We start from the raw sequence: 13036 nt of genomic DNA, 5'->3' as shown, positions 1-13036 counted from the left end.
CAAAACACAGTAAACCTGTAATTCTGGACACGACATTATTTAAATTTTCTAAACTGTTTTTAAATATTCTAATACTTGGTTGCTTACTTTTTCGCCTGTAAAACCAAATTTTTCGTCTAATACAGATGCTGGTGCAGAGTAACCAAAATGGTCTAAACCAAATACTTTTCCGCTATCTCCCACCAAACCTTCTAAATTTACTGGTAAACCTGCGGTTAAACCAAATAATGGTGTGTTTTTAGGAATTACAGAGTTTTGGTATTCTTTAGATTGTAATCTGAAAACACCTTCTGAAATTACCGAAGCAATACTCACTTTTAAGTTGTTTTGAGATTCTAATATTTCAGCTGCTGCGAATAATGTAGCCACTTCCGAACCGTTTGCGATTAACACCACATCTGGATTTTCTACTGCTTTCACTAAGTATCCTCCTTTTTCAGCAGCTAAAGCTTCTTCGTACCTTGAAGAACCTTGCGCTTCAATATCTTTAATTCCCTGACGAGAAAGGATTAAACCTGTTGGCGTATTTTTATTTTCTAAAGCCATTTTCCAAGCAACGCTAGTTTCTGCAGAATCTGCAGGACGTAACGCTAAGAAACTTGGGTTTCCGCTATGATTTTTTAATTTTTCTAATAAACGAATTTGAGCTTCTTGCTCAACAGGTTGGTGTGTTGGTCCATCTTCACCTACTCTAAAAGCATCGTGCGTCCAAACATATTTTACACCTAATTCTTGAATACCACTTAAACGAATGGCTGGTTTCATATAATCTGAAAACACAAAGAATGTTGCTACCACCGGAATAATTCCACCGTGAAGCGCGATACCATTTGCAATACAAGCCATAGTTAACTCAGCAACACCAGCTTGTAAAAATGATCCTGAAAAATCACCTTTTTTAAGCGCATGTGTTTTCTTTAAGAATCCATCAGTTTTATCGGAGTTTGATAAATCGGCAGAAGACACAATCATGTTTTCTACATTTTCAGCTAAATACCCTAAAACTCCCGAAGACGCGGCTCTTGTTGCTAAACCTGCTTTATGTGCTATTGAAGCGAAATCTAATTCTGGTAATTCCCCAGATAAAAAGAAATCTAATTTTGAAGCCAATGCCTCATTCGCTTCTCTCCAAGCTGCTATTTCGGCTTTCTTTTCTGCTGCTTTTGCTGTTTTTTCAGCAATAAGATTTTTATAAAAATCTTTAACTTCAGGAAAAATATCGAAAGGACTTTCAGGATTTGCTCCTAAATTAATTAGGGTTTTTGTGTAATCTGCTCCGGTTGCTCCAATTGGCTGTCCGTGTAATTCACAGTGCCCTTCAAACATAGCTCCATCTGCAGTAACACAGCCTTTACCCATTATAGTTTTACCTATAATTAATGTTGGTTTTTCTGTTTGGTTATTGGCATCGGTTAATGCTTTTCTTATTTCATCATGGTTATGCCCGTCGATAGTAACAACGTTCCATCCCCAAGATTCATATTTCATTGCTGTATCTTCAGTCGTTACTTCATCTGTAGAAGTAGATAATTGAATATCATTAGAATCGAAAAACATAATAAAGTTACTCAATCCTAAATGTCCAGCTATACGACCGGCACCCTGAGAAATTTCTTCTTGAATTCCACCATCTGAAATAAAACCATAGATTTTATGATTCATCCAATCTCCAAAACGCGCTTGTAAAAATTTAGCTGCAATGGCTGCACCCACACCCATAGTGTGTCCTTGACCTAATGGTCCAGATGTATTTTCAATACCACGTTTTACATCAACTTCTGGGTGACCTGGAGTAATAGAACCCCATTGTCTAAAGTTTGCAACATCATCTTTAGCATAGTTTCCTAAAAGGTAATATTGTGCATACATTAAAGTTGATAAGTGACCAGCATCCATGAAAAAACGATCTCTAAATGCCCATTCCATATCCGATGGATCGTAATTAAAGAACTCTGAGTATAAGATGTGCATAAAATCGCCTCCACCCATTGGACCACCTGGATGACCTGATTTCGCTTTTTCTACCATGGCTACAGCTAATGCTCTTATATTATCTGCCGCTTGTTGATCAATTTGTTTGTTCATTTTAATTTATGGTTAATTTTTAATAACTCTCACTTCAATAAATTCACCATTCTAAAAACAACCAAACGCTTTTAAAATGGTATTTTACAAATGTACTATTTAAACTTCAATTAAGTGTTTTAAGGACACTTAATTATTTAAACGTTAAATTTGCGCCGTAAAAATACATTTAATTTAATCGATAGACCTAATAAAGATGTAACGTTTTATATAACAAATCACGCATTTTGTAAATAGTATGGTTTATAAATTGAATATTTAAAAGATAATAGCTATCCTAAGTTTTATTTCTAAGATACACACCGTTGTAGATATATAGTTTATAATCGTAAAAAAAGATATATTTTAGAACAAAACATTTAATATTCCAAATATTATTAACTCTATAAAGGATAAGCAGTATTACATAAAAAAAAGCCCTCGTTGTTGATACTCTACTTAAAGAAATTGATAACACTGGGCAAAATTATGCACCTGATAAACATGGTTATCATTGACTTTATATAACCTAGATGAGACAACAGTTACAGTTTTAACAACATGTAAACAATGACTTTATTTGATAATTCGATTTAGTTTTCCACTTTTAAACAAAAATTATAAAACTATGCTATATTCAGTATTTTATAAAAAAATAACTGGGCTTTTGGAACAAAAAAAATATTGATTGAGTTATCAAAATTTTTAAATAACTTTTAAATTTCATAAAAATTAAAAATTATTTATAATTGGAAAATACCATATTAACCAATACATTTAAAATAACCGATTTACCGTCTTTATTATCAAAGACCTACAAAGCTTGGGATGCCGAAAACCCATTTAGATTGAGCGCTGTTGTTGCATATTATGCTATTTTATCTCTTCCTGGTTTACTAGTTATCATTATAAATGTAATTGGTTCCATATGGGGAACAGAAATTGTTCAAGGTGAATTAACAGTTGAAATATCTAAAGCATTAGGACGCGATGTTGCAAATACGGTAGAAACAATGATTTCTGACACTCAAGGTGGAAATAAAAACTTAATTTCCACAATAATTGGAATTGGGACACTCATATATGGTGCCTCTGGCGTTTTTTACCATTTACAATTATCTCTTAATCAAATTTGGAAAATTGAATCTTTACAACTATCGTTTTGGCACATGCTTATTAATAGAGTCCGAAGCTTTACCTTTATTTTAGTTTTAGGATTTTTGCTATTTATTAGCTTTATACTTACTACAAGTATTTCCGCACTTTCAAGTTTTTTAAACGATATATTTCCAGATGCTGTTGTGTATTTAGCCTATGTTTTTGATATTATATTTTCATTAGCACTAATATCAGTATTGTTTGCGCTCATGTTTAAATATTTACCAAACGCCATTATAAAATGGAAATCCGTTCGGGTTGGAGCCATTATTACTGCTATTCTGTTTGTTCTAGGTAAGTTTTTAATAGGGTTATATTTTGGACGTGCCGACTTCGACTCTACTTACGGTGCCGCAGGAACATTTATTCTTATTTTACTTTGGGTATCATATTCTTGTTTAATACTTTTCTTTGGAGCCGAATTCACAAAAGTTTATTCAGAACAATACGGTTACGGTATTCAACCTACCGAACACTCAAAAAAAATATAACACTTATATTTCCTCTTGTTTCTAAATTAAAATTAATAACCAAATTGATTTACCATTACAGTTAACATCATTATTTAAAGGGTTACTATTTTACTTAACTATTGTATAGTTTTAAATACAGATTAAGAGTAGATAAAACAAGAAACAAATCTATGCTTTTCCTATTTTCGAACTATAAACTCTTCAACATATATTATGAAACACATTAGCCATAACCTTGTCAACCAGTTATTTTTATTATTCATAATAATTTGTATAGCAGGGCTTATTTTTTTTGAAATAACGCCCTATTTTTCAGGTATTTTAGGCGCAATAACTTTTTATGTACTGTTACGAAAACCAATGAAAAAATTGGTTAATAAAGGCTGGAACCCTCAGCTTTCTGCAATAACATTATTGTTTTTATCTGCTATTGGAGTTTTAATTCCTGTTATTGGCACAGTGTTCATGCTAGAGAATAAGGTTAGCCATGTTACCAATAACTCGGAACATGTTATCAATAATCTTAAAGCTAAATTAGAAAATTCTGAAAATTACTTAGGATTCGATTTATATTCTATGCTCGATATCTCTAAAATATCCTCTGTTGTTTCGGAAAAACTACAAAGCTTTGCTGGAAGTACTTTTGAAATTGCTATATCTATTTTTATCATGTATTTTTTACTATTCTACATGCTTACAAATCGAAAAAAATTAACAGGAGAATTATATGAGTATATTCCTTTAAAGAAAAATAGTTTAAAAATAATTAGCAAGGATATAAATACTATGGTGCGTTCTAACGCCCTGGGAATACCGCTTGTAGCCATAGCACAAGGCCTAGTAGCTTTATTAGGATTCTTTATTTTTGGAATTGAGCATTCAATATTTTGGTTTGTTTTAGTAACCATAGGCTCTATGATTCCATTTATAGGTGGTTTTTTAGGTATTCTACCAGCCTTTATCGTGACATATGCTGGAGGAGAGGTTTTTGCAGCCTGGGCCATTTTAATTTACGGCATCCTAATTGTTGGATCTACAGATAATTTAATTCGGCTCTTTGTTCTAAAAAAAATAGACAATGTACACCCTTTAATTACACTTATAGGAGTAATAATTGGCGTGCCTTTGTTCGGCTTTATAGGATTAATATTTGGGCCATTACTTATAAGTCTATTTATAGTTGTTATTAAAATTTACAAAGAAGAATATGGGGAGCCAAAAGGTAAAACTATTGAACATTAATTACATCTTAAAAAACAAAAAAACATGGGAGTTATTTCTAAAAATGATCATCAAATAAAATTGTATTATAATTCTGAAACCTCAACAGGTAAACAATCTAAAGCATACGTTGAAACTTCTGATAAAAAAATTATAACTATTAATATTTCTAAAACAAAACTAACAGGTACGCAATGGACAGAAATTGCCAGCACCTTAAACCTTCACATTTCCGAACTAGTAAACCAACAACATCCTGATTTTATTAAAAAATACGGGAATGAAAAAGTGAACTTAGAGCATAGAGATTGGTTAAAACTTATAGAAAATCATCCTGCAGTTATAAAAGCGCCCATACTAATTAACGGAAAGGATTTTATAGTAGTAAAAACCCCTTCCGAAATTGCAAAATATTTAGAGAACGAATAAACTATTTTATATACACCGTTTTCTTATTTACAAAGGCCAACATACCTTCTTTAGAAAGCTCTCGCCCATAGCCAGAGTTTTTGGTGCCTCCAAACGGTAATCTTGGATCGGATTTTGTCATTTCATTTATAAAAAATGATCCATCTTCTATGTTATCTATTTGCATTCTAGCAGCCTCAATATCTTGAGTAAAAAGCATAGTTCCTAAACCAAATTTAGTGTGAGACGCTATTTTAATAGATGCGTCTCTATCCTTTACTCTTATCACTGCAGCAACAGGTCCAAATATTTCCTCTTCAAACAACGGCATACCTTCTTTTACATTTGTAACAATGGTAGGCTGGTAATTTGCTTTCTCACAACTATTACCCCAATATACTGTTGCTCCCTTTTTAAGAGAATTATTTACCTGCTCGGTTATTGTTTTTGCTAAATCTGGTCTTGCTAGAGTGGCTATATCTGTATTTTTGTCCATAGGATTTCCTCTTTTTAAAGCCACTACTTTTTCTTTTAATCTTACTAAAAACTCATCGTAAATGGCATCTACTACAATAAAACGTTTTGCGGCAATACAGCTTTGACCAGCGTTAGCCATTCTAGAACTAACAATAGTATTCATGTGTACATCCAAATCGGCATCTTCCCAAATAATACAAGCATTGTTTCCACCAAGTTCTAAAACTGTTTTCTTTAAATTTTTGCCAGCAAGTGCTGCAATATCGCTTCCTGCTTTTTCGCTTCCCGTTAAGGTTACCGCCTTAACAACAGGATTTTCTATCATTGATTTTATTTGTTTATGCCCTACCACTACAGTTTGAAAACACCCTTTAGGATAACCAGCTTCTTCAAATAAATTTTGAATAGCCATAGCACAACCTGTCGTATTAGATGCATGTTTTAAAATAGCGGTATTCCCTGCTGTTAAAGTAGGGGCAGCAAAACGCAACACTTGCCAAAACGGGAAATTCCATGGCATAATTGCTAAAATACAGCCCATAGGGTCATAACTAATAAAACTTTCTTGTGCATCGGTTTCAATAAGCTCATCAGATAGAAACTTAGCGGCATTTACAGCATAAAAATCGCACACCCAACTACATTTTTCAATTTCTGCAAGACTTTGTTTTATGGGTTTACCCATTTCTAGGGTAATTAATTCGGCTAATTCTAGTTTTCTCTTTAATAAAAGATCACTTAATATTTTTAGATGTTTTACTCTTACCGAAATTGCTTCTTTTTTCCAATACTGAAATGTGCTTTGAGCCATTTCTAAAACTTGATTTACTTGATGACTAGAATGCTGATTATATTCTGCTATTTGTTCTCCGTTATACGGGTTTACTGTTACTATTTTTTTCATACTATTTTTTATTTATTCTAAAAGCCTGCTATCCCAACACGACAAGGAGTTTTATTAGCGAGCAGACATTAGATTATCTTTCTAACACTTGTTTTAAAAGTAAATAATTATTTGGTTTTAATTATTATTATAACTTAGATAAATGGGATATCCCTATTTAGAGATCGCAATTAAGCATCCAATGGACACCAAATTTATCGGTACATCTTCCATATAGTGCGCCCCACTCTTCTTTATTAAAAGGATTATTTACTTGACCGCCTTCCGAAAGCTTTTTAAAAATATCTTTTGCTTTATCAGGATCGTTAAAAGCGATACTCATGTGCATTTTATTACCAGTGTTTAAAGGTGTATCTGGCGAAGCATCATAAGCTAAAATATGAACACCGTTACCTTTTATTTCTGCATGTTGTAATTTTTTTTGATAAGAATCTGGAATATCAATTTTAGAATTTTCATATGTTATTCTTTTTATTATATCTGCTTGAAAGCAATTGGCATAAAAACCTATGGCTTGTTGGCAATTGCCTGAAAAGGCTAAATATGGTTTTACGTTCATAATAATTTGTGTTTTTATGTTGCCTAACAATACTATAAAAATCAGGTAAAAAACCTTAACTCAAATCATGTCTAGGTTAACTGAAAAAACAAAAAACGCAAAAAATGGCACCTAATTTCAAATGCGTTAAGCTTTATGCGGTTTCAATCAATTAAACTTATAAAATCGAGCTAATTTTGAGTAAAACATGATGTTATATGGTTAGCATCTTAAAAAAAGAAACCAGTAACTTTTAAAACTTAGAACTATGTTACGTTGGACAATTACATTTATAATTTTAGCCATTATTGCTGCAATATTTGGTTTTGGCGGGATTGCCGAAGGCGCTGCTAGTATTGCCAAAATATTGTTTTTTATATTTATTGCTCTTTTTATAATTTCTATTATTACTGGAAAAAGAAAAATTTAACCTCAGGTTTTACATTTATATTATCTAAACGAGTATTCATCAATACTCGTTTTTTTATTTTTTAAAAACAAATTAAGGATTAAGCCATTCCTGTATTTTTTTTAAACGCATATTTTACTATATCTACGCTAGTAATATTCCATTAAACACCAACAAAATAACACTTCCTAAAAAAGTTCTATTAAACAATTTAAATATTAGAATTCTATTTAAATTGACTACATTTACTTTGTAATGAGCAGTTATTGGTTATTACTGAAATATTGATTTTATGAAAATATACGTGTCTTTTGATTTTAATATTACCCGAAATGTGATTCTTAAAGAGCAATTAGACAAATTAGGTGTTTCTTTTGTTATTAATAATGCTAAAGAAATAACTATTAATGACACATTAACACCAGAACAAGAATTAAAACTAAAAACATCTTTACAAAAGTATGGGGTAACAATCATAGATAATCAAACCACCGAAATAGTACAACGTATAAAAGATACTATTAATGAAATGTTAGAAGATGAAGACGCAAAATTAATTAAGGTATCTTCTTATTTAGCCGATAAATTAAACTACTCTTATGCTTATTTATCGAATCTTTTTTCTGAAAACACCTATACGTCCATAGAAAACTTTGTAATTTTAAAAAAAGTAGATTATGCCAAAGAGTTAATAGCAAATACGGATTTAACCCTAACCGAAATCTCCTACAAACTTAATTACAGTAGTGTTGCTCATTTATCGGCTCAGTTTAAAAAAACAACAGGCTTAACCCCTTCTGGATTTCAAAAAATAATAAAAAAACGTAAAACATTTAATGCTAATAATTAATATCTAAACTTATGTCCCTAAATATTTTAAATGTTTTTCTTGCTGATGATGATGAAGATGACAGATGGCTATTTGAACAAGCCTTAAGCCAATTAAAAATAAAAACATCGCTTGCGTTATTTAAAAATGGAAAAGAAATAATGGATTACTTAAAACAAGTAGAACATATTCCTCATATTATATTCCTAGATTTAAATATGCCTATTAAAAATGGAATGGAGTGCTTATTAGAACTTCGTAAAGACCCTAATTTAAAAAAAATACCAGTAGCTATTTACTCCACCTCATCTTCAGAAGAAGATATTGAAAATACTTTTATAAATGGAGCAAACATTTATATAAACAAACCCAATAGTTTTGCTGCTCTTAAAGAAGTTGTAGATAAGGTATTGCAGCTAAACTGGCAATACCATACCTCTAATTTAAGCAGGGATAACTATTTATTTAGAATATAAAAAACACCATGCGTTTTAGAGCAATAAAATCTTCAATAAAATCATACAAAATAGCTTCAACCATAGCTATTGCATTGTTGCTATTGCTTTCTAGTATTTCATATAAGCAAAATAAGGCTTTAAAAAAATCGGCTGAATTGGTTTCCAAATCACTAATGATTGATAAGGAAATAAATACGCTATTTTCCTATTTCAGTTTAATAGAAGCTCTAGAATATAAAGCGCTAATATTAAAGGATACAACATTTTTTAACACCTATATCGATTATAAAAAACAATCCAAAACTTCCCTCTTAAACTTAACCGAGCTCACTAAAGATATTCCAGAACAACATAAATACCTGGACTCCATCAACCTATATACAGACAGTTTAGAAATTGCTGTAACAAAGCTTAACACCTATCATAATGAACCCATTGTTGAAAAGGCAATAATAGCTGAACTTGATAATTTGTCTAGCATACTTAACACCATAAATTCTTTTAAAATAAGTATGATAAACAATAAAGAGGCCTTACTTAAAGAACGTAAAGCAACATATAAAACTGAAACTTTTCTCACACCTTTCTTTTCTTTATTTTTAGTGGTCTTTGCGCTCATTGTTTTTATAATAGCCTTTATAAAAATAAACAACGACAGTAAGAAGTTATTAAACACACAAGCCTTTATAGATAAAATTATTAGTAATAGTAACAATATTATCACCTACTTAGAACCTGTAAAAGATGCAGATAATAAAATTATTGACTTTCGAATTGATTATGCAAATAATAAAATTTCAGAACAAGCCGGTAAAACTATAGAACAGGTAATTGGTAAAAACATTTCAGAAATATTTCCAACACTTTTTACAAACGGTGTATTTGAAATATATGTAAAATGTGTCACCACTGGAGAACCCCAACACTATCAAAAAGAATATCATTTTAATAATAAAAATCAATGGTTTAGTAGTACCACGTCTAAATTAGCCACCGGTGTAATTATTACAACAGTTGATGTTACTAAAGAAAGAAAAAGTAAAGAGGATTTAAGTAAATTAAACAGCTATTTTTTTGAAAAAAACACCATTTTAAACAATGCAGAAACCCTAGCTAAAATTGGAAGTTATAGTTGGTACGTAACCACAAACACCATAGAACTCTCTGAAAATTTCTACAAACTATTAGGTTTTGCTCCTAATGAATTTGAATCAAACTTTGAAAATTTTAAAAACTTTATTCACCCAGATGATTTAGTTAAATATCAAACAAAAAATTCTCAGGCTTTAAAAAATAAACATTTTAAAGATTTTATTTACAGGGTAATAAACAAAGAGGGAAAAGTAAGATATTGGCGAACCACAGGTGAATTTATTATTGAAAATGGAAATGAAAAAATAGTAGGCATTGTTCAAGATGTAACAGAAAGTATAAAAACAGATATAAAATTACGAAAAAAAAACAAAGCGCTTAAGCGTTCCAACGCCGAGCTAGAATCTTTTAACCGTGTAGTTAGCCACGATTTGCAGGAACCCTTGCGTAAAATTCAAATGTTTATTTCTATATTGAGTGAAGCTGAGGCCGATTATTTATCTAACCAAAACAGGGTTTATTTTGATAAAATTGATAATGCTGCAAGCCGAATGCAGTTACTTATAAAAAACCTGTTAAGCTATTCTAGAATTGATAGCACGCATGAAAACTTTGAAACCATAGACTTAAATAAAAAGCTTGAAAAAGTTGAAGACAACCTTTCTGCTAGAATTCTAGAAACCAATTTAAAAATAATAAAAAAAAACCTCCCTACTATACAAGGTATTCCGTTTCAAATGGAACAGTTATTTAATAATTTGCTTTCTAATGCCATTAAATATAGAGACTTAAACAAAGATTCTAAAATTTTGATAGACGCATCAATCGTGCATAAAGATCAAATACCGCTTCCTGATAAAAAGACATCAAAAAACTACCATAAAATTGTAGTGAGTGATAACGGCATTGGTTTTGATCAAGAGAATGCCAAAAAAATATTTGATATTTTTGAACGATTACACCAAAAATCAGCTTATTCTGGAACAGGAGTAGGACTGGCAATTTGTAAAAAAATAGTGGAAAACCATCATGGTTTTATCTACGCCACTGGAGAACATCAAAAAGGTGCTATTTTTTACATTTATCTTCCTATCGATATTAAATAATTTAGACACACATTCATCTTAAATCTAGCTTTCTTCAACCTTATTTTTAGCACCGCTGTTTTAAATAACATCGTTTTATGCTTCAACTATTTTTCATATAAACACTTAACGTCTAAAAAACAAACACAAAACCCTGTTTATTAAACAGATAGACTTTTTTGTTTAAGAAAAACCAATAATTATATAACAATATCCTAAAACTCTGTAACGCCTAAAGTGTTCCATTGGATGATCTTTGTAGTATACAAAGACAAACACTTTAAGGCTCTCGCTTAAAAACAAATAATCTAAAAGTGAGTTTTAAAATTTTATAACAAATTGTAACATGTCCAAAATTTTATATGGTTTAGCCATTTTATTTTTAATAGCATGGGGAATAGGCTTCTTTATATATAGCTTAAATCTATTTATACACTTGTTATTATTTGCGGCTGTCGTTCTTGTTGTAATTAACATCCTTAAAGAAGACCTCTAAATTATTAATCACATTTAAACAAAATATCATGAAAACTACACATATTAAAACAAGTAAGTTAGAAAAAATTTTTAATGCGTTACATGAAAATTTTGGAGGAACTTTAAAAACACTTTCCAATGAGTTTATACTTCACTTAAACGATCCATTTGGTACAGGAACTATAAAAGGTATTTCTTTAAAAAATGGAGTTTCTTACTTAGAATTTGATATTAATTTAAATCACGAGGTGACTTTAAGTATAAATGCTACCGAAAATTTACCCATTTACTTTGCATATTGCTCAGCAGGTGAATTAGGACATCGATTTGGAAGTAAAAGCAAACAAAGATTATTAAAAAAATACCAAACAGGCATTTTAACTTGCCAAAATGCAGAAGAAAATAATTTATCTTTTAAAAAGCATACACGCACCAAAATATCCTTAATCGTGGTTAATACAGCTGTATCTGAAAGTTATGAAGGTTTTAATTTTAACAAAAAATTAAGAGACACCTTTTTTAAAAATAACACCATAGATAATTCGATTTACATTGGCTCTTTTAACTTAAAAATTAATAATAAAATAGGAGAATTAAAAGCCATCAAGCAAAAAGGAATTGTTAGAAATTTGATGATTGAAGGTATCGTAAATTTAATACTTGCCATGGAAATTCAACAGCGCGCAGATGATTTAAAAAATGTGGCTAACGATACAGGTAGCTTAACCAAAAGTGAAATGGAAATTATTAAAGAAATATCAGAACAAATAATTAATTCTCCCGAAGAGGATTACACCCTAAAATTATTACGTAAAAAATCTGGACTCTCTGCTAGCAAATTACAAGAAGGCTTTAAAATGTTACATAATAGAACTGTAAGAGATTTTATTATTAATGAAAGAATAAAAAAATCTGAACAATTAATAAGAACTACAGATTTAAATATTTCAGAAGTCGTTTATAGCATTGGGTTTTCAAGTAGAAGTTATTTTTCTAAAATATTTAAGCAAAAATATGATTGTAGTCCAAAATACTATAAAGAAAATCAAAACACGTTAGCTGCAACAGCATAAAATATAACTTAAAACCATTATTGGCAGCATCCTAAAAAGGACACTATCCTAAAATCTGTACAAGTCCCAAAAATCAGGGTTAAGTTATTTATAGCTTAATCCTGTTTTCAAATTTAGCTAAAAATTGATTTATTATAACATCACAATTTTACTACCGCTTGTAGCTGTAATTGTATTGTTATTTGGCTTTTAGCCATGCTAAATATTGTTTCTGGAATAGGAATTAGACGTCTAATTCACACACTATTCGGTCTTGCAATAATTGCTGTATTATACAATATAATTTATTAATTAATTGAACTTAAAACTTAAAATACACCTGTCCAACAACTAGTTTTTGGACAGGTGTATTTTTAGATAAGAGATTGTA

12 protein-coding genes are annotated in these 13036 nt (G+C 30.4%); 9 read left to right on the top strand and 3 right to left on the bottom strand.

All coding sequences use genetic code 11. From position 1 onward, the window contains the following. Positions 1-48 precede the first annotated feature (48 nt). Positions 49-2085: a transketolase family protein gene (locus FQU21_RS09910; RefSeq protein ID WP_147677840.1), complete on the bottom strand. Its 2037-nt coding sequence runs from the start codon at positions 2083-2085 to the stop codon at positions 49-51. 728 nt (positions 2086-2813) lie between these two features. Between FQU21_RS09910 and FQU21_RS09905 the strand changes: the two genes are divergently transcribed. From FQU21_RS09905 to FQU21_RS09895, 3 genes are all read left to right on the top strand, one after another. Further along, complete coding sequence (locus FQU21_RS09905) at positions 2814-3713, top strand: YihY/virulence factor BrkB family protein (RefSeq protein WP_246124817.1); 900 nt, start codon at positions 2814-2816, stop codon at positions 3711-3713. 195 nt (positions 3714-3908) lie between these two features. Beyond that, positions 3909-4937: an AI-2E family transporter gene (locus FQU21_RS09900; RefSeq protein ID WP_147677839.1), complete on the top strand. Its 1029-nt coding sequence runs from the start codon at positions 3909-3911 to the stop codon at positions 4935-4937. A gap of 24 nt (positions 4938-4961) precedes the next feature. Next, positions 4962-5345: an arsenate reductase family protein gene (locus tag FQU21_RS09895; RefSeq protein ID WP_147677838.1), complete on the top strand. Its 384-nt coding sequence runs from the start codon at positions 4962-4964 to the stop codon at positions 5343-5345. A 1-nt stretch (position 5346) separates the two neighbouring features. Here FQU21_RS09895 and FQU21_RS09890 read toward each other — a convergent pair whose 3' ends face one another. Together FQU21_RS09890 and FQU21_RS09885 are read right to left on the bottom strand one after the other, a co-directional pair. Continuing rightward, on the bottom strand, positions 5347-6705 hold the full coding sequence (locus FQU21_RS09890) for an NAD-dependent succinate-semialdehyde dehydrogenase (RefSeq protein ID WP_147677837.1): 1359 nt from the start codon (positions 6703-6705) through the stop codon (positions 5347-5349). A gap of 157 nt (positions 6706-6862) precedes the next feature. Beyond that, complete coding sequence (locus FQU21_RS09885; RefSeq protein WP_147677836.1) at positions 6863-7264, bottom strand: VOC family protein; 402 nt, start codon at positions 7262-7264, stop codon at positions 6863-6865. A gap of 247 nt (positions 7265-7511) precedes the next feature. Between FQU21_RS09885 and FQU21_RS09880 the strand changes: the two genes are divergently transcribed. The 6 genes from FQU21_RS09880 to FQU21_RS09855 all read left to right on the top strand — a co-directional run bounded on the left by FQU21_RS09880 (position 7512) and on the right by FQU21_RS09855 (position 12666). Further along, positions 7512-7673, top strand: coding sequence for a DUF1328 family protein (locus FQU21_RS09880; protein ID WP_147677835.1), 162 nt, complete (start codon positions 7512-7514; stop codon positions 7671-7673). A gap of 271 nt (positions 7674-7944) precedes the next feature. After that, on the top strand, positions 7945-8502 hold the full coding sequence (locus FQU21_RS09875) for a helix-turn-helix domain-containing protein (RefSeq protein WP_147677834.1): 558 nt from the start codon (positions 7945-7947) through the stop codon (positions 8500-8502). Between the two features lie 11 nt (positions 8503-8513). Next, positions 8514-8957 (top strand): response regulator, encoded by a 444-nt coding sequence (locus FQU21_RS09870; protein ID WP_147677833.1) that lies wholly within the window; start codon positions 8514-8516, stop codon positions 8955-8957. An 8-nt stretch (positions 8958-8965) separates the two neighbouring features. Further along, positions 8966-11137: an ATP-binding protein gene (locus FQU21_RS09865; RefSeq protein ID WP_147677832.1), complete on the top strand. Its 2172-nt coding sequence runs from the start codon at positions 8966-8968 to the stop codon at positions 11135-11137. 325 nt (positions 11138-11462) lie between these two features. Further along, positions 11463-11612 (top strand): lmo0937 family membrane protein, encoded by a 150-nt coding sequence (locus FQU21_RS17865; RefSeq protein WP_147677831.1) that lies wholly within the window; start codon positions 11463-11465, stop codon positions 11610-11612. A gap of 28 nt (positions 11613-11640) precedes the next feature. Then, on the top strand, positions 11641-12666 hold the full coding sequence (locus FQU21_RS09855) for a helix-turn-helix domain-containing protein (protein ID WP_147677830.1): 1026 nt from the start codon (positions 11641-11643) through the stop codon (positions 12664-12666). Positions 12667-13036: the final 370 nt, after the last annotated feature.

This window comes from Algibacter pacificus, assembly GCF_008033385.1.
Taxonomy (GTDB): Bacteria; Bacteroidota; Bacteroidia; order Flavobacteriales; family Flavobacteriaceae; genus Algibacter; species Algibacter pacificus.
The sequence above is the reverse complement of the archived record's forward strand: the minus strand, read 5'-3'. Positions and strand labels throughout refer to the sequence as shown.